Origin of the sequence: Gordonia polyisoprenivorans (genome assembly GCF_017654315.1) — a bacterium.
In the GTDB taxonomy this organism is placed as follows: Bacteria; Actinomycetota; Actinomycetes; order Mycobacteriales; family Mycobacteriaceae; genus Gordonia; species Gordonia polyisoprenivorans_A.
In genome coordinates this window covers 3773473-3790146 of sequence record NZ_CP072203.1, presented here as the reverse complement: position 1 = coordinate 3790146, position 16674 = coordinate 3773473, and the positions used below count along the sequence as shown (strand labels likewise).

The 16674-nt window shown below is 68.0% G+C and carries 16 protein-coding genes; 6 read left to right on the top strand and 10 right to left on the bottom strand.

Features of this window, described 5'->3' with window-relative positions:
• Nucleotides 1-2: 2 nt before the first annotated feature.
• The 5 genes from J6U32_RS17045 to J6U32_RS17025 form a co-directional block, all read right to left on the bottom strand.
• Nucleotides 3-701 (bottom strand): YoaK family protein, encoded by a 699-nt coding sequence (locus J6U32_RS17045; protein WP_208791372.1) that lies wholly within the window; start codon nucleotides 699-701, stop codon nucleotides 3-5.
• 27 nt (nucleotides 702-728) lie between these two features.
• Nucleotides 729-1358, bottom strand: a complete 630-nt coding sequence (upp, locus tag J6U32_RS17040; protein WP_208791371.1) for a uracil phosphoribosyltransferase — start codon at nucleotides 1356-1358, stop codon at nucleotides 729-731.
• A gap of 44 nt (nucleotides 1359-1402) precedes the next feature.
• Nucleotides 1403-2650: a URC4/urg3 family protein gene (locus J6U32_RS17035; RefSeq protein WP_208791370.1), complete on the bottom strand. Its 1248-nt coding sequence runs from the start codon at nucleotides 2648-2650 to the stop codon at nucleotides 1403-1405.
• Nucleotides 2647-3939 (bottom strand): GTP cyclohydrolase II, encoded by a 1293-nt coding sequence (locus J6U32_RS17030; RefSeq protein WP_208791369.1) that lies wholly within the window; start codon nucleotides 3937-3939, stop codon nucleotides 2647-2649. Before J6U32_RS17030 ends, J6U32_RS17035 begins: the two co-directional genes overlap by 4 nt.
• Before the next feature lie 131 nt (nucleotides 3940-4070).
• Nucleotides 4071-4664, bottom strand: coding sequence for a class I SAM-dependent methyltransferase (locus J6U32_RS17025; protein WP_208791368.1), 594 nt, complete (start codon nucleotides 4662-4664; stop codon nucleotides 4071-4073).
• Nucleotides 4665-5002: 338 nt separating this feature from the next.
• Between J6U32_RS17025 and J6U32_RS17020 the strand changes: the two genes are divergently transcribed.
• A complete protein-coding gene (locus tag J6U32_RS17020) occupies nucleotides 5003-5527 on the top strand; it encodes an FBP domain-containing protein (RefSeq protein ID WP_208791367.1) in 525 nt (174 codons plus the stop codon).
• 115 nt (nucleotides 5528-5642) lie between these two features.
• Here J6U32_RS17020 and katG read toward each other — a convergent pair whose 3' ends face one another.
• Together katG and J6U32_RS17010 are read right to left on the bottom strand one after the other, a co-directional pair.
• The gene (gene katG, locus J6U32_RS17015) at nucleotides 5643-7793 is read right to left on the bottom strand and encodes a catalase/peroxidase HPI (RefSeq protein WP_432276974.1); all 2151 of its coding nucleotides are present in this window, start codon (nucleotides 7791-7793) and stop codon (nucleotides 5643-5645) included.
• Between the two features lie 114 nt (nucleotides 7794-7907).
• Nucleotides 7908-8351, bottom strand: a complete 444-nt coding sequence (locus J6U32_RS17010) for a Fur family transcriptional regulator (RefSeq protein WP_208791365.1) — start codon at nucleotides 8349-8351, stop codon at nucleotides 7908-7910.
• Between the two features lie 186 nt (nucleotides 8352-8537).
• On the opposite strand from J6U32_RS17010, the gene J6U32_RS17005 reads away from it, so the two are divergent.
• Nucleotides 8538-9398: an N-acetyltransferase gene (locus tag J6U32_RS17005; protein WP_244332071.1), complete on the top strand. Its 861-nt coding sequence runs from the start codon at nucleotides 8538-8540 to the stop codon at nucleotides 9396-9398.
• On the top strand, nucleotides 9395-10288 hold the full coding sequence (locus J6U32_RS17000) for a hypothetical protein (protein WP_208791363.1): 894 nt from the start codon (nucleotides 9395-9397) through the stop codon (nucleotides 10286-10288). The genes J6U32_RS17005 and J6U32_RS17000 overlap by 4 nt, the downstream gene beginning before the upstream one ends.
• A 22-nt stretch (nucleotides 10289-10310) precedes the next feature.
• On the opposite strand, the gene J6U32_RS16995 is transcribed toward J6U32_RS17000, so the two are convergent.
• The gene (locus J6U32_RS16995; protein WP_208791362.1) at nucleotides 10311-11276 is read right to left on the bottom strand and encodes an alpha/beta hydrolase; all 966 of its coding nucleotides are present in this window, start codon (nucleotides 11274-11276) and stop codon (nucleotides 10311-10313) included.
• Nucleotides 11277-11335: 59 nt separating this feature from the next.
• Nucleotides 11336-12685 carry a VWA domain-containing protein gene (locus tag J6U32_RS16990; protein WP_208791361.1) on the bottom strand — a complete coding sequence of 450 codons (1350 nt, stop codon included), beginning with the start codon at nucleotides 12683-12685 and terminating at the stop codon, nucleotides 11336-11338.
• A gap of 134 nt (nucleotides 12686-12819) precedes the next feature.
• Here J6U32_RS16990 and J6U32_RS16985 point away from each other — a divergent pair, with 134 nt between their 5' ends.
• On the top strand, nucleotides 12820-13263 hold the full coding sequence (locus J6U32_RS16985) for a PPOX class F420-dependent oxidoreductase (RefSeq protein WP_244332069.1): 444 nt from the start codon (nucleotides 12820-12822) through the stop codon (nucleotides 13261-13263).
• Here the strand turns inward: J6U32_RS16985 and J6U32_RS16980 are convergent.
• A complete protein-coding gene (locus J6U32_RS16980) occupies nucleotides 13255-15180 on the bottom strand; it encodes a heavy metal translocating P-type ATPase (protein WP_244332067.1) in 1926 nt (641 codons plus the stop codon). The genes J6U32_RS16985 and J6U32_RS16980 overlap by 9 nt on opposite strands.
• A gap of 84 nt (nucleotides 15181-15264) precedes the next feature.
• On the opposite strand from J6U32_RS16980, the gene J6U32_RS16975 reads away from it, so the two are divergent.
• Together J6U32_RS16975 and J6U32_RS16970 are read left to right on the top strand one after the other, a co-directional pair.
• Nucleotides 15265-15624 carry an ArsR/SmtB family transcription factor gene (locus J6U32_RS16975; RefSeq protein WP_208791358.1) on the top strand — a complete coding sequence of 120 codons (360 nt, stop codon included), beginning with the start codon at nucleotides 15265-15267 and terminating at the stop codon, nucleotides 15622-15624.
• A gap of 33 nt (nucleotides 15625-15657) precedes the next feature.
• On the top strand, nucleotides 15658-16617 hold the full coding sequence (locus J6U32_RS16970) for an arsenic resistance protein (protein ID WP_208791357.1): 960 nt from the start codon (nucleotides 15658-15660) through the stop codon (nucleotides 16615-16617).
• Nucleotides 16618-16674: the final 57 nt, after the last annotated feature.

Genomic DNA, 16674 nt, shown 5'->3' with positions numbered 1-16674 from the left:
CGCTACGGCGCTGGTTCGTCGGTCTCGGCGGCGCCGGGGGTGTCCCGCTCGTCCCAGATGAACAGGGCGAGGGTGACTCCCAGGAATGCCGCAGGTATCCAGGCTGCGTGGACCCCGATGAGGTGTGTGGTCAGTGCGCCGATCAGAGCGCCGCCGGCGAAGATCCCGACCACCCCGAGATAGATTGCCAGTGGCCGCCGCGATTCCGGGTCGCGATCCACCGCCACGCCGTGTGCTGCCTCGACCAGACGCATCAGGTTCCCGGTGGTGGCGATGGCGACGTAGTTGTGCCCGGCGACGTTCCGGAACATCTCGATCTGCATCGCGGCGACGAAGGCTATCGGGATCGTCACCGTATAGTGCGGGGCGCTCGAGGGGATGAAGCCGACGATGGCGAGGATCGCCGCTTGCAGGGCGACGGTCAACCGGATCGGGTGGGGCAGTACGCGATCGAGTCTGCCCTTGCGGATGTGCACCGCCGCACCGATCCCGACGAGGAATGCCAGGATCGGCCACACATGCGCAAGCGCCTGCATCGGGTGTCGCTGGGCGATCTCGACGGCGAAGAACACCACGTTCCCGGTTTGGGCGGTGGCGAAGGCGCCACCTCGCGCGAGGTAGGTGTAGCTGTCGAGGAATCCGCCCGCGCAGGTGACGAGGAAGGCGAATCGTAACGAGGAACTGGTCTGTACCGTCGGCATTGATCGGCTCTCTGACTTTCGTTCGGCTCAGGCGGTGCCGTAGATCCGGTCGCCGGCGTCACCGAGACCGGGCAGGATGTAACCGTTGGCATCGAGTTCGCGATCCACCGATGCGGTGAACACCGGCACATCCGGGTGGGCGCCGTGGAGCATGGCCAGACCCTCGGGGCAGGTCAGTAGACAGACGAACCGGATCGAACGGGGCCGATACTCCTTGATCCGGTCCACCGCGGCCACCGCCGAGTGACCGGTGGCCAGAAGCGGGTCGACGATCACGACGTCACGTTCCTCGAGTTCGCGAGGCATCTTGAAGTAATACTCGACGGCAACATGGGTTTTCGGGTCGCGGTAGAGCCCGATGTGACCGATCCGCGCACCGGGCACCACCGTGAGCATGCCGTCGGCGATCGAGGTGCCCCCACGCAGGATCGACGCGAACACCAGCTTCTTGCCGTCGATCACCCGGCCGGTGGTGACCTCCATCGGCGTCTTGATGGTGATCTCCTGCATCGGGATGTCGGCGAGTACGTCGTAGGCCATCAGGGTGGCGATCTCGTTGAGCAGGCGGCGGAAATCGTTGGTGGAGGTGTCGGCCTGTCGCATCAGCGTCAGCTTGTGTTGCACGAGTGGATGATCGATGACGTGCACGGCGTTCATCAGTGGCCCCTTCTTCGGTGGTCGGTGGACGTCCGGGTGCCCGCTCAGAACACCGTGCCATCGCTGTCGATGGTCAACGGTGGCAGACCACCCCGCAGTTGCGCCGCATATCGGCGCCCGGCGGCCCAGGTCCCGCCTTCGAGAACGCACGCCAGGGGCAGCCCCGGGACACCGAGTTCGGTGGCCACCAGTGGTGCGAGTTCGTCGAGCAGGGCGACGGTCAGTGCGCGCCACTCGACGACGAACTCGTCGCCGACCGACCATACCGCTTGTGCGGCACCGGGATTCACCGTGGCCAGGACGCCGGAGTCGAGCAGTAGGCCACCGTTGCGGTATTCGGGCAACGCCGTCAGATCCTCGAGGCCGCCGACCTCGACCCCGGCCGACGCGAACGGTTCGAGCAGCGAATAGGTCAGCCACTGCGACAGCTTGTGGAACGGCATCCACCCGTCGGTCGCGCCGGCGCCCCGGACCCCGCGATGGCGCCAGCAGTCGCCCAGGGCGATACCGTCGATCCGGTTGTCCGCGGGCCAGATCGGGGCGAGGGTGTCGAGCAGTGCGGTGAGGATCTCGTGTGCCCGGATCTCTCGTGTGCCGCCTCCGAGGTGGTCGAACAGATCGCCCGGACGTCCGGTGCCGAACACGTCGGGACGCGCCGCCATGGCATCGGCGAGCCGGTTCAGTACCTGCAGGCGGCCCTCGAGACCGACGAGAGGTCGGTTCTCGGAGACCCCGAAAGCCGTTGCCAGGCGCGATGAATCCAGCGCACGCAGACCGTCGGCATCGACCCGTAGGGGCTCGTCGCGGCTGCCGGAGAAGACGCCGTCGAAGAAGGCGTGAACACTCGCCACCGCGAGACCTTCGGAGCGGGTGAACCGCACTCCGGTGCCCGGCTCGTCGAAGTACCAGTCGGCGCCGGCCCCGGCGTCGAGCAGGACACTCACCACGGCGAGATCGATGTGGGTGCGGGCGCGCTCGGCGGCACCGATGTCGCCGAGTCGCGCGTCGAGCTCCACGCGTCGATCGATTCCGCCGGCCTCGACGTGGCGCCACCGGCTGTGGAAGGGGATGTCGAGATCGGGGTAGCGCTCGCGCGTCAGCGCCGACACGAACTCGACCACCGCGCCGATGCGGGAGTCGTCGACCGTGAAATGAGCAGAACGGCCGGCGCGGGCGGAGGTGAGCAGATCACCTGCGCGGCGCCGGATCTCGGCCGTCGACCGAAGAGCTGCCACGGGCCCGTCGAGGGTGCCCACCGACGATGTCGAGGACCGACCACCGGGTGCGGTCATCGGCGCAGCCCCCGGCCCTTCACCTGACGCAGGTCATCGGTGGTCGGCACCGCGCCGCTGGTGAAATAGCCTGCGGCCGTTTTGGCGTCGATCTCCACGCGCGCATCCTCCGGGATGAGTTCGGGTGGGATGTCGACGCGCTCGCCGACCTCGAGGCCCGAGCCGGTGATCGCGTCGTATTTCATGTTGCTCATCGAGACCAGCCGGTCGATGCGGGTGATACCGAGCCAGTGCAGGACGTCGGGCATGAGCTCCTGGAAGCGCATGTCCTGAACGCCGGCAACGCATTCGGTGCGCGCGAAGTACTGATCGGCGGTGTCGCCGCCGACCTGTCGTTTGCGGGCGTTGTAGACCAGGAACTTGGTGACCTCGCCGAGGGCGCGCCCCTCCTTGCGGGAGTAGGCGACCAGACCGACCCCGCCGCGCTGGACTCCCTGAATGCATTCCTCGATCGCGTGGGTGAGATAGGGGCGGCAAGTGCAGATGTCCGAGCCGAACACGTCCGAGCCGTTGCACTCGTCGTGCACCCGCGCGGTCAGTTCGACGGCAGGATCGGACAAGCCCTGCGGATCACCGAAGATGTAGACGGTCTGGCCACCGATCGGCGGCAGGAAGACCTCCAGATCCGGCCGCGTCACCAGCTCCGGGTACATGCCACCGGTCTCCTCGAAGAGCACCCGGCGCAATTCGGTGTCGCTGCAGCCGAATCGGTCGGCAATGCCGGGTAACCACCACACGGGCTCGATGGCCGCCTTGGTGACCAGTGCGGCGCCGGTGGGCAGCAGCACCTCACCATCGGGCTGCAGGCGGCCCTGCGCGATGGCATGGATGATCTCGGGCAGGATCACATGGGCCTTGGTGATCGCGATCGTCGGACGGATGTCGTATCCCGCGGCGAGCGGCTCGGGGAACGACTCGGCGACGAGTGCGCCCCAGGGATCGATGCTGACGATGGCGTTGCGGTCGGTCCACTGCGGGTGTGGCCCGACGACGTCGGTGGGGGAGGTGTTGGTGAGGTCGGCCCGATGCTCCCGTGACAACGCGCCCGAGGCGACGGCCAGCGCGCGATAGACGCTGTAGGAGCCCGAGTGCGTCCCGATCACGTTGCGGTGGGCGCGGTCGGTGGTGGTCGCGATCACCGGCCCTCGTTCCCGGGCGGTCGGCGCACCCCAGGCGATGTCCGGGGCACCGGCTCCGCCGCTGTGCGAGGTGAGGCGGATGTGCCCGGGTGTGCGGACCGCGGACGGCCGGGAACCGGCGGGTACGGAACTGTCGGATGCGGCAGGCATCGGCGACTCCTTTCACCTACCCCGGTGATTCGGTGGTACCGGTGTCCCGGATGCCTCCCTCGGGGAAACCGCCAGCATAGTCACTGACGAGGGCCGCCGCCGGGCGAGTGAGCCGGGCCCCGGCGCCGATCTCAGGCGTCGGCCGGGCGCGAGTGCACCGACACCGCGTACTCCCCGCCGTCGAACGGACGGCGGTCCCAGGTGGCGAATCTCGCGCCCGGTTCGAGGCCGGCGGCGTGGGCGTGGATGTCGTAGTCGGACAGTGCAAGACGGTCGGGGCGGAGCTGGAATCCGGCGACCAGCAGCCCGCCGGGCCGCAGCCTCGATGCGCACTGGCGCAGCACTCCGGCCTCGGTGCCGGGCGTGAGGAAGATCATCACGTTCCCGGCGAGGACGACGAGATCGAAGAGCTCGTCGAGGTGGGCGTCGAGTGAACTCAGATCGGCTCGGAGCCAACGGATGTCGCCGGCCTTGCGCTGGGCGGTCGCCAGCATCGAGGGGTCCGCGTCGACGCCGACGACCTCGAAACCGCGGCGGGCCAGCTCGATGGCGACCCGCCCCGTGCCGCACCCGGCGTCGAGTATGCGGCGACCACCGATCCCGCGTGCGAGATCGGCGACCAGGTCGGCTTCGCCGTGGACGTTCTCGCCCGCGGCGGCCAGCGACGACCAGCGATCGTCGTAATCCTCGCCACGCGGCGCCGCCGTGCCATCCCATCGGGTCATGAGCCGAGTGTGTCACGTGAAGCGCCCACATCACGGCGGTGGGACATGAACCAACACGCCCGTCGGTGAGAAACGTGTTGACTCCGGGCGTCCCGGACGATGACACTGGCGCAGGTGAATCGACGGGAGGTCGCCGGCGCCCGCGCCGGCCGCAGATGACCGCAGGCCTGCGCCGCGAACGCCCGATGGTGGCGTTCGCGCGATGAGTCATATCCGCGGACACCCGCTCCGCGTCCCCTTCACCACCGTGCGAGGTCACCACCCGTGCGGCCGGCCGTCGACGCCGCGCCTGCACGGCGGATCACCCTCGCGCGGTGCGCAACTCCCAGGAGTCCTCCATGCGACCCATGACCGAATCAGAAATCCGCGCATCGTTCGTCAACACCTCGGTGCGCGAACGCAAGGCGATCCCGATGCCCGACGCATTCGACACGATCCGGTGGGACCGGCTCGATTACCTCGGTTGGCGCGATCCCAAGTCACCCGCCATCGGGTACCTCGTTCTCGCCCCCGCGCCCGACGCAGCCGACGACCCCGGGGCGGGCGGCGGTGCCGAGCCGATCGGGATCATGTTGCGTGCCGGCTCCGTCCCGGCCCGCACCCGACCGCAATGCGCACTGTGCGAAGACATTTCGCTCCCCAATGAGGTGATCCTCTTCGCCGCGCGGCGCGCGGGTGGCGCGGGTCGTAAGGGTGACACCGTCGGAACCCTCATCTGTGCGAACTTCGAATGCTCGGAGAATGTGCGACGCAAGCCGTCGTCGGCGATGGCCGGTGACGATCCCGAGCGGGTCCGGCAGCTGAGAATCGGTGCGCTACGCGAGCGGGTCGCACGGTTCGTCGCCCGAGTCGGAAGCCGGTGATCCGGTGACACACGGCGATCGGTGAGTCATGACGATCGGTGAGTCACACGACGATCGGGGGCACCGACGCGACGTGCGCGACGATGCCCCCGATCGGGTGCGATGACCGGTCAGGTCAGTGCAGGTCGTACCGGTCGAGTTCCATCACCTTGGTCCACGCGGCGACGAAGTCGGCCACGAACTTCTCCGACGAGGTGTCCTCGGCGTAGACCTCGGCCAATGCCCGCAGATCCGAGTTCGACCCGAAGGCCAGATCCACACGCGTGCCGGTCCACTTCTGCGCGCCGGTCGCCCGATCGGTCGCGACGTAGGTGCCGTCGTCGGCCGGCGACGGCGCCCACTCGACGTCCATGTCACAGATGTTGACGAAGAAATCGTTGGTCAGCGTGCCGGGCGTCTCGGTGAGCACACCGAGAGACGAACCCTGGTGGTTGGCGCCGAGCACACGCAAACCACCGACGAGCACCGTCATCTCCGGTGCCGAGAGGGTCAGCAGGTTGGCCTTGTCGACCAGGTTGTACTCGGCGGGCAGTTCGTTGCCCTTGCCCTCGTAGTTACGGAAGCCGTCGTAACGCGGCTCCAGGTACGCGAACGACTCGACATCGGTCTCGTCCTGCGAGGCGTCGGTACGACCGGGAGTGAACGGCACCGACACCGACAACCCGGCAGCCTTGGCGGCCTTCTCGATACCGACGACACCGCCGAGCACCACGAGATCGGCGAAGGACACCTTCGGGCCGGACTCCTTGTTGAAGGCGTCGGCGATCCCCTCCAGGGTGCTGATGACCTGTGCCAGCTCGTCCGGTTCGCTGGATTCCCAACCCAATTGGGGCTGCAACCGGATCCGGCCGCCATTCGCACCGCCGCGGAAGTCACTGCCGCGGAACGTCGCAGCGGCCTTCCACGCGGTCGAGACCAGTTGTGCCACCGACAGACCGGACTCGAGGATCGACGACTTCAACGAATCGACGTCGGCGTCGGAGATCGTCGGACCCTGCTGTGCGGGAACGTTGTCCTGCCACAGGTAGGTCTCGGCGGGCGCCAGCGGACCGCGGTAGCGGATGGCCGGGCCCATGTCGCGGTGCAGCAGCTTGAACCAGGCCTTGGCGAACTCGTCGGCCAGCTCTTCGGGATGATCGAGCCAGCGGCGGGTGATCTCGCCATAGATCGGATCGAACCGCATCGTGAGGTCGGTGGTCAGCATCGACGGGTGGGTCTTGCCGTCGCCCTGGGCCATCGGCACCGAATTGGCCCAGCCGTTGTCCTTGGGCTTCCACTGGTTGGCGCCGGCCGGGCTCTTGGTCAGTTCCCATTCGTTGCCGTAGAGGATCTCCAGGAACGAGTTGTCCCACTTGGTGGGGGTGTGGGTCCAGGTGACCTCGAGACCGCTGGTGATGGTGTCGTTGCCGACGCCGGTGCCCTGCGGGTTCTTCCAGCCCAACCCCATCTGTTCCAGCGGTGCGGCCTCGGGCTCGGGGCCGAGTTTCTCGGCGTCACCGTTGCCGTGGGTCTTGCCGAAGGTGTGTCCGCCGACGATGAGCGCGGCGGTCTCCACGTCGTTCATCGCCATCCGGCCGAAGGTCTCCCGGATGTCCTGGGCGGCAGCGAGATAGTCGGGATTGCCCTCGGGCCCTTCGGGATTGACGTAGATCAGACCCATCGTGGTGGCACCCAGCGGCTTCTCCAGGCTGCGCTCACCGGAGTAGCGCAGATTGGTGCCCAGCCACGTCGACTCCGCACCCCAGTACACCTCCTCGGCTTCCCACTCGTCGGGGCGGCCGAACGCGAATCCCTTGGTGTGGAAACCCATGTCCTCGAGTGCGACATTGCCGGCGAGGACCAGCAGGTCCGACCACGACAGCGCCTTGCCGTACTTCTTCTTCACCGGCCACAACAGTCGGCGTGCCTTGTCGAGGCTGACGTTGTCCGGCCAGCTGTCCAGCGGCGCGAAACGCTGCATGCCGGTGCCGGCACCTCCGCGGCCGTCCTCGACGCGGTAGGTACCCGCGGCGTGCCACGACATTCGGATGAAGAACGGTCCGTAGTGGCCGAAGTCGGCGGGCCACCACGACTTCGAGTCGGTCATGACCGCCTTGACGTCGGCGACGAGTGCGTCGACGTCGAGATCGGCGAGCGCGGCGTCGTAGTCGAAGTCGCCGCCGCGCGGGCGGATGACATCGGGATTATGGGCCAGGACACGCAGATTCAGCTTCTCCGGCCACCACTGGTTGTTGCCACCGCCCTCCACGGGTGGGCGGATGTGCATGGGGCATCCTGAGCCCGACGGCTCTCCGGCTGGGGTCTGGGCCTCCCCGATGGGGGGTGCGGCTTGCTCGTCAGACACGACATTCCTTTCGGTGATGGGTGATCCGGGCTGTGATCACGGTCGTGACCCGGGGTGTGAGGAGGCTGCGCACTCTGCGCACAGACCCCAGTAGATGACCTCGGCCTCGTCGAGGAGAAAACCGTTGTCGTCGGCGGCGGTCAGACACGGGCGTTCGCCGACCGCGCAGTCCACGTCGGCGATGGCCCCGCAGGCGCGGCACACCGTGTGGTGGTGGTTGTCGCCCACACGCGCCTCGTACCGGGCCAGGTGGCCCGACGGCTGCAGACGGCGGACGAGTCCGACGTCGGTGAGTGCCGCGAGGATGTCGTACACCGCCTGTCGAGAGACGTCCGGCAGGTCCGCGCGGGCGGCCTGGAAGATCGACTCCGTGTCGGCGTGGGGGTGCGCATGGACGGCCTCGAGCACCGCCACCCGCGGACGGGTGACGCGGAGTTCCACGGAGCGCAACATGCCCGCGAAGTCCGACGATGAGGTCACGACGCACAGTATGCACGCTTTTCTGGAATGATTCAGAACTTTCGCAAAATGAGACGCGCGCAAGGCCGTTGGCGCTGGTCACGCGCCCGAAATTGGGTGCGGTGGCGACGCCGGGTCGCACTGTCCCGACCCCAAGGTGCATGACAAAGTGGAGTGGTGAACGTCGAGGAGAGAGGAGTGGGCGTGGTGACCAACGCACCCCTTGCCCCGATGGCCTCCGCGGTGCTCGCGGAGTCGGTGGCGTGGCGTTCGTCGTGGCATCCCGACGGTTCGCGCCACCTCGTCGACGGGGACTTCGAGTTCTACCTGCACGGTGCCGACGCCACCCTGTTGCGGTTCCACGGTCCCGACGGCGATCCGCGGCGGATACTCGACGACGCGCTGCGGACGGTGTCCGCCCACGGCGCGTCCGGTTTGCGAATCACGGTGGGATTGGGCACTTTTGCCGATCTCGACGACGACGAGGTAGCGCGCCGCGGCGGAACCCTCGTCGCAGTGGTCGACGTCGTCGCACGCGCGGTGGACGCGTCGGTGGCGAATTCCGTACCGGTGCCGACCGAGATCGCGGTGCGCCGTGTGCAGACCGCCGACGACCTCGCGCTGTTCGCCTCGATCTCCGAACGGGCCTGGGGGTTCGCACCACCGGTGCTCGCCGACCCCGGCTTCGACGTCGGCGATCCCACGACGCGTCTGTTCATTGCCGAAAGAGTCTCCAGTGCAGCGTGTTCTGCATCGGCGGAACCTGCCGGCGATCATGTCGGCGCCGGTGGATACGAACTGGCGGGCCCGACCGCACGGTTCTGGGGTGCGGCAATCCTGCCGGCATATCGCGGACGTGGCGCCTACCGGGCACTGGTGGCCGCACGCCTGCGTGACGCGCTGCGGTGCGGTGCACGACTGGCACTCGTGCATGCCGAGCAGACATCGTCGCCCATCCTCCAACGAATCGGTTTCGCGCGGTATGCGCAGCGTCGGCTGACCTGGTTTCCGGTGCCCGGCCAGGTGGATCGGGCGCAGGGGAGTCGGGCACAGGGGGAGCAGAGATGACACCTTCCGGGTCCGGGTTGGACTTCGACGAGGTCGCCGACGAACTGTACGGACTACCTCCCGGTGACTTCACCGGTCGGCGCAATGCGCTCGCTCGCCAGGCGCGCGGCGCGGGAGACCGCGATCTCGCCACGGCGATCGCGGCGCTGCGTCGTCCCACCCAGTCGGCGTGGTTGCTCAACCAGTGGATCCGGCGCCACCCCGACGGTGCCGACGAGATCACCGAACTCGCTGCCGCACTTCGGGATGCCCAGCGTCGTGCCGACGCCGCCCGGATGCGTGATCTGTCGGCCCGCAGGCAGCAGCTGATCGCCGAGGTGGTGGGCCGGGTGACACACCTCGCCGCCGATCTGGGCGTGACCGTGTCCGGCGCCGCCGACCGCGAGATCGTCGCCACGCTGCGAGCGGCCGTCGCCGACGAGTCGACCGCAACCCTCCTCCGTCGTGGCCGCATGGTGGCCGCCGCCGAATACACCGGATTCGGGCCCGCCGGGATCGTGGCGGTTCCGGCGCCCACGACCGCCGAAGAGGCGCAAGGCGATACCGGCGACGGCCGGGCCGGACATGGTGAGGCCGAACGTTCCGCGGCTCGCGAGCACACCCGCGCAGAGCTACGACGAGCGCGCGAAACCGCGACGAGTGCGCAGCGGGGCGCCACCGACGCGCAGGCGGCGGCGACGGCCGCTCGCGATGCTGCCGAGGTACTCGCCGCAGACGCCGATCGGTTGCGCGCAGAACTCGCCCGGGTGGAGCAGGAACTGGGTTTCGCGCGCCGACGCGCTACGGCAGCCGAGCATGAATATGCCTCCGTGGCAAAGGAATCGGCTGCGGCATCCGCACGCGTGGCGGCACTCGAGCAGGAATTGGGCGAGCTCGACGATCACTCGTGATGCGAGGTCGGCTTGATGGGAGTCAGACCGCGGGTCCCATGGCCTCATCCAGCACTTCGCACTGACGCTCGAAGAAGCTCTCCGACACCGCGGCCCGTGGGGCGAACATGTCGAACGCGTGAAACGCGCCGGGGACGGTGTCCACGGTGACCGGCACTCCCGCGTCCTTCAGGCGTTCGGCGTAGGCCAGGTCCTCGGCGAAGAACAGATCACGGGTGCCCACCCCGATCCACGCCGGCGGCAATCCGGTCAGATCGGCGCGGCGCGCGGGCACGGCGATCGACGGGTCGGCGCCGCCGAGATAGGACGCCCAGCCGAGCCGATTCGACGAGGGGCTCCACACGCGATAGTGCTTCGGATCGTCGGCCCCCGCCGTCGTGCGGTCGTCGAGCATCGGATAGACCAGCAACTGGAACACCGGAGTGATGCTGCCTGTGTCTCGACCGGCCAGGTCCCGGCATCGCAAGGCCAGCGCGGCGGTCAGTCCACCACCGGCGCTGGCGCCGCCGATGAGAATCTTCTCCGGGTCCACATCATCTTGTGCGGCAAGCCACTCGAGGCCGCGATGGCAGTCTTGGACCGGCACCGGGTAGGGGTGCGCCGGCGCCAGGCGATAGTCGACGGCCGCGACGGGGATTCCGAGCCGGTCGGCGAACTTCCGGCACAGTGCGTCATCCTCGGCCGCGGTACCGATGACATAGCCGCCGCCGTGAATCCACAGCAGCGCGTGACCGGTTCCGCGTGGGTTGCGTGGGCGATGAAGCCGCACGCTCACCCGATCGCCGAGGTCGACCACCTCGACGTCGCCGGGGATGTGACGCGAGAGCGCGCCCGAGAGCACCTGCAGCGGGCGCAGTGTCAGGGGGGTGACCACCGTGCGGGGCAGCAGCCGCGCCGCCAGCGTGAGATCGGGATGGAAGCCGCTCGTGTGGGTGTCGCCCGGATGACTGGCATCGGGGTGGGTGCTGTGGGGAACCGGTGTGGGCATCGTGCCAGTATCACCCGACCCGCCCGCGGACGGCAGCTGTTCCGGTGGCATCGGTCCGCTCAGCGCGGCACGTACCGAGCATCGACGATGCTGTGGCGGACCGCCTCGCGCAGCCACTCGGGAAACTCGGTGAGCAACTGCTCGTACAGGTCGGCGTCACTCATCGCGTCGACGTCGTCGATCGCGAAGAATCCGGCGTTGTCGACGACTCGACCCGCCAGGGTGTCCAGTTCGGTGAGAATCCCGAATCGGTTGCGCCCCAATCCGATGAACTGCCAGAACACCGGCCGCGACGACGCGGTGTGGATCAGCGAGCGGATCGCGGGCACCTTGGAGTGGAATCCGCCGTCGGTGAAGAACAGCACCAGCACCGGTTCGCCACCCCCGGCATCGTCGAGGATCGCGTTCATGATCGGGAGTTCCTCGTTGACCCCGCCGATCTGCCGGTCGTAGTCGATCTCCGGGCCCAGCGGTGCGCCGTGGCGTCCCGTGAGATGGATGTAGGTGTCCATCCAGATCTCGGAATCGGCGACGGTGACGTCGGGTAACTTCGCGTAACCCGAGCCGTACAGGTATGCCTCGAGGTTGCCGTCGGAATCGAGTTGGGTCGCAACCGGGATCATCCGCTCGACGACGCGGTGCACGGTCTGCTTCTTGTACAGCTTGCGCATCGACATGGTCTTGTCGATGACCAGCACGACCCGCGCGGTGGCACCCGCGGCCCCCTTGGTGAGCAGCACCCGATGGACCTGCTCCTTGCGGAGGTTGAGTTTCTGACGCTTTTCCAGCGAGAGTTTCTCCTCGCCCTTGACCATCCGGATGCCGGGTGTGGAACCCGGAGCAGTCGGTGCCGCAGAGACCGGGGTCCGGGATATCGGGGCGTCGGGTGTCGGGGTCTGAGATGTCGGGGTGTCGTCGACGGTCACCCCGTGCTCGCGCACCAGAGACGCGAAACCGGCGTTCCACCCGGCAGATTCGCTGCGGACCTTCCACTGGGCGTTGCGCCGGTAGATCTCGATCAGCACCGCTGCACGTTCGGAACGCAGCCCCTGCGCCGGCGCGACGATGGTGTCGGCTCCGGCGGTGAGCGTGGTCTCGATGGTCGACTCGCCCAGGGTGGCGGGCGCGTCGACGGAGACGCCGATCGCGATGCGCTCGATCCCGTCGGCGACTCGTGTCAGGTCGATGTCGAGCGTGGCCGGGCCGGTCAGGGTCACTTCGGCGCCGGTACTGCGGGGATTGTTGTAGAAGACGAAGTCGGCGTCGTCGCGGACGCGGCGGTCGGGGCCGAGGACGAACGCCACCACGTCGAGCGCGGGTCCACCACCGGTGGCTGTACCGATCGCCACCGTGAGCCGGTCGGTCGACAGTGGGGTGTTCTCGCCGCGTCCGAGGATGCGTGGGGTCATGCCAGGTCCTCCCGTGGTGTCGGCCCGAGGTGGGCCGTCCGGTCACGACGACCCTACGTGGACCGCTCGCCGCGGTCCCCGGATGTCGATCGGTCGATGGAATACCGTCGCGACGGTCCATGGTTGGCACATCCATGACCACCGAGACCGCTCCCGAAGCCTTCGATCCGCGCACACTCATCGCAGAAAGCTCGATCGGGATCCTCGCGACCATCAAGGCCAACGGTATTCCCCAACTCTCGCCCGTCACCGTCGTCTATGACGATTCCGCCGACCGCATCTACGTGTCGATGACCGAGGGGCGAGCCAAGACCGCCAATCTGCGACGGGATCCCCGCGCCGCCATCGAATTCACCAGTGCCGACGGGTACACGTGGGCCACCGCCGAGGGCACCGCCACCCTCACCGGGCCGGGAACCGACCCGGACGGACCGGAGGTCGACGCCCTCGTCGAGTACTACCGGCGCGGGGCGGGGGAACATCCGGACTGGGCGGAGTACCGCGAGGTGATGGTGACCGATCGGCGGGTGCTGATGGAGTTGGCCATCACCCGGGTGTACGGGGCCAAGTTACGCTGATCCGCCGTCGGTGTCGGCCGGCCACGCGCGACGCGAGAGCAGGCGTAGACCGTTGAGCGCCACCAGAATCGTCGATCCCTCGTGGCCGGCAACACCCAGCGGCAGGGGCAGGGTTCCGACGATGTCCCATGTGACGAGGACCGCGATGACGGTCGCCGCGATCACCAGATTGGCCACCACGATCCGGCGGGCTCGACCGGCTAGGCGCAGGATCGCGGGCACGGCTGTCAGGTCGTCGCCGACGATGACGATGTCGGCGGTGTCGAGGGTGACCTCCGAGCCGATACCACCCATCGCGATACCGACATCGGCGGTGGCCAGTGCCGGTGCGTCGTTGACGCCGTCGCCCACCACGGCCACCCGGTGCCCACCCACCCGAAGCTCGCCGACCGCGGCCACCTTGTCCTCGGGGAGCAGTCCGGCCCGGACGTCCCCGATTCCCACTCGATGTGCTAGATCTGTTGCCGCAGAGTCATTGTCGCCCGTGAGCAGGATCGGGGACGTACCTGTCGCCGCACGGAGGGACGCCACTGCCGCTCTCGCCTCTGCACGTGGTTGATCGCGCAGTTCGATCACGCCCACCGCTGCATCGTCGACGTGCACCACGACCGTCGTTGCCGTGGTGGTCGCAGCACGAGCCCGGATGCCGGCATCGGCGGTCGGTGCGGAGGCGTTGACGATCTCCACGTCGTGGTCGCCGACGCGCGCTCGAACACCGTGACCGGGAATCGCGGCGAATCGACTGACCGGTTGCGGGGTCCATCCGGCGTCGGCCGCGGCGGCGACGATGGCGCGGCCGACCGGGTGTTCACTGTGTTGCTCGGCTGCGGCCGCGATCGCCAGTATCTCGTCGCGGTGCCGTCGACGGGGGTTGTCGAGTTCGATGACGGCGGTGACCGCGGGCGCGCCGGTGGTCAGGGTGCCGGTCTTGTCCAGTGCGACACAGCTGATCCGGGCCGAATTCTCCAGGGCTACAGCAGATTTCACCAGTACGCCGTGCCGGCTCGCGGTGGCCATCGCCGCCAGCAACGGTGGCATCGTCGCCAGGACCACCGCGCATGGCGATGCCACGATCATGAACGTCATGGCGCGCAGAAGGCTGGTCCGCAGGTCCTCGCCGAAGGCGAGCGGTACCGCGAACACCGCGAGTGTGGCGCAGACGACCACGACCGAATACACGCGCTCGACCTTCTCGATGAACAGCTGGGTGGACGCCTTGGTCGACGAGGCCTCGTCGACCATTGCCACGATGCGGGCGACCACTGTGTCTCCCGCTGCGGTGTCGACCCGGATGCGCAGGGCCCCGGTACCGTTCAACGTGCCGGCGAACACCTTGTCGCCCAGGGACTTCGGCGCAGGTAGTGGTTCGCCGGTGATCGAGGCCTGGTCGACATCGCTGGCGCCCTCGACGACGATCCCGTCGGCCGGTAGTCGTTCGCCGGGCCGGATCGCGACGACGTCGCCGGGTACGAGTGTCGACGCCGCAACGGTCTCGACGATGCCGTCGTCGGCGACCAGAGTGGCCTGATCGGGCGCCAGGTCGAGCAGGCCGCGGATCGATTCCTCGGTGCGCCGTGTGGCCAGATCCTCGAGTGCACCCGACGTCGCGAAGATGACGACCAACAACGCTCCGTCGAAGACCTGCCCGATCGCGGCCGCGCCGATCGCGGCGACGATCATCAGCAGGTCGACGTCGAGAGTTCGGGCACGCAGGGCCCGCAGCCCGTCGAGGGTCGGTTGCCACCCGCCGCTGAGATAACAGCCGAGGTAGGCGAGGGTAGCCGCCCATCCGGGACCACCGCACACATCCAGGAGCGCGCCCGCGGCGCCCAGCACGACCGCGATCAGTGCCCACCGCGCCGACGGCACCGACAACGCGATCGTGTGCCAGGAGCGGCGCGGTCGTACAGTGCTCATCTCACGCGACGTCACCATCTGCATATGCAGAAGAGTACACATGTAGATATGTACATGTAATGCGCCCATGGTTGAATGTGGTCCATGGGACACGGAGTCCAGGGCCGATCGACCCCTGCGGCCGAACTCGACGCCGCTGCGGCGGCAACGGTCGCCGAGACGTTGCAGGCCCTGGCATCCCCGAATCGGCTGATGATCTTGACGCGGCTGCGCAAGGGACCCTGTGCGGTGACCGAACTCGCCGAAGCGGTCAACATGGAACAGCCCGCCGTGTCGCATCAGCTGCGCCTGCTCCGCGCGCTGGGGCTCGTGGTGGGTGAGCGTCAGGGTCGCAGCGTGGTCTACAGCCTCTATGACTCCCATGTCGCCGCACTCCTCGACGAGGCGGTCTATCACATCGAGCATCTGCATCTCGGTGACCGCGGATCGCGCGATCTCACATAACGCCGCGGCGCTTGTGATGGAACTCTGGTTGTGATGGAACACCGTCAGGTTCCGCTGTATCTCCTCGCGTTGATCGTCGGGGGAGTGATCGGCGTCGGTGCGCCCGGCCTCGCTCCTGGGCTCACCCACCTGGTCACCCCTGCGCTGGCGGCCCTGCTCTACGTCACCTTTCTGCAGGTTCCCGCGAGCGGGGTGATCGCAGCACTGCGTGATCTCCGATTTCTCGGTGCGGTGCTCGTCGTCAATTTCGTCGCCGTCCCGCTGGTCGTGGGTGCGATGTTTCCGTTTCTGCCGGGCAACGAGGCGATCCGCATCGGGATGCTGCTCGTGCTCCTGTGTCCGTGCATTGATTACGTCATCGTCTTCACCGGCCTGGCCGGTGGCGACCGACGCAGACTCCTGGTGTCGACGCCCCTGCTGCTCCTCGTGCAGATGGTGTCGTTGCCACTGTTCTTGATGACATTCCTGGGCGCCGATCTCGCTGCGGTGGTCGATGTGGAGCCGTTCCTCGTGGCGTTTGGCACGTTGATCGTCGTCCCGCTCGGACTCGCCTGGGCCACACAATGGTGGTCGTCGGGATATTCTCGGTCGGGACATCCTCGGGGGCAACGTTTTTCGGAGGCGGTGTCGACGACGATGGTCCCGCTGATGATGCTCGTGCTCGCCGTGGTCGTCGCCTCGCAGATCCCAACGGTCGGTGACGCCGCGGGTGCGGTGCTCGCCAGTGTTCCGTTCTACGTGGCCTTTGTCGTGGTGATGCCGTGTGTCGGGCTCGTCATCGCCCGATGGGCGCGTCTCGACGTTCCGGCCGGCCGGGCGGTGATGTTCAGCGGCGTGACGCGCAATTCGCTGGTGGTCCTTCCGCTGGCGTTGGCCCTGCCGGCGGGGTTCGAGGCGGCCGCGGTTGTCGTGGTGACCCAGACGCTCGTCGAGGTCCTCGGGATGGTGGCCTGTGTGCGGGTGGTGCCACGGCTCCTGCCGATGCCGGTGTGAGTCCGCGCCGTGCCCGGGTATCTTCCTCAGGTCGCCGTCGATGGCAGCTCGGCCGAC

Coding starts and splice junctions, on each gene's coding strand:
- J6U32_RS17045 (WP_208791372.1), bottom strand. CDS start 701: ATGCCGACGGTACAGACCAGTTCCTCGTTACGATTCGCCTTCCTCGTC.
- upp (WP_208791371.1), bottom strand. CDS start 1,358: ATGAACGCCGTGCACGTCATCGATCATCCACTCGTGCAACACAAGCTG.
- J6U32_RS17035 (WP_208791370.1), bottom strand. CDS start 2,650: ATGACCGCACCCGGTGGTCGGTCCTCGACATCGTCGGTGGGCACCCTC.
- J6U32_RS17030 (WP_208791369.1), bottom strand. CDS start 3,939: ATGCCTGCCGCATCCGACAGTTCCGTACCCGCCGGTTCCCGGCCGTCC.
- J6U32_RS17025 (WP_208791368.1), bottom strand. CDS start 4,664: ATGACCCGATGGGATGGCACGGCGGCGCCGCGTGGCGAGGATTACGAC.
- J6U32_RS17020 (WP_208791367.1), top strand. CDS start 5,003: ATGCGACCCATGACCGAATCAGAAATCCGCGCATCGTTCGTCAACACC.
- katG (WP_432276974.1), bottom strand. CDS start 7,793: ATGCACATCCGCCCACCCGTGGAGGGCGGTGGCAACAACCAGTGGTGG.
- J6U32_RS17000 (WP_208791363.1), top strand. CDS start 9,395: ATGACACCTTCCGGGTCCGGGTTGGACTTCGACGAGGTCGCCGACGAA.
- J6U32_RS16995 (WP_208791362.1), bottom strand. CDS start 11,276: ATGCCCACACCGGTTCCCCACAGCACCCACCCCGATGCCAGTCATCCG.
- J6U32_RS16990 (WP_208791361.1), bottom strand. CDS start 12,685: ATGACCCCACGCATCCTCGGACGCGGCGAGAACACCCCACTGTCGACC.
- J6U32_RS16985 (WP_244332069.1), top strand. CDS start 12,820: ATGACCACCGAGACCGCTCCCGAAGCCTTCGATCCGCGCACACTCATC.
- J6U32_RS16980 (WP_244332067.1), bottom strand. CDS start 15,180: ATGAGCACTGTACGACCGCGCCGCTCCTGGCACACGATCGCGTTGTCG.
- J6U32_RS16975 (WP_208791358.1), top strand. CDS start 15,265: ATGGGACACGGAGTCCAGGGCCGATCGACCCCTGCGGCCGAACTCGAC.
- J6U32_RS16970 (WP_208791357.1), top strand. CDS start 15,658: ATGGAACACCGTCAGGTTCCGCTGTATCTCCTCGCGTTGATCGTCGGG.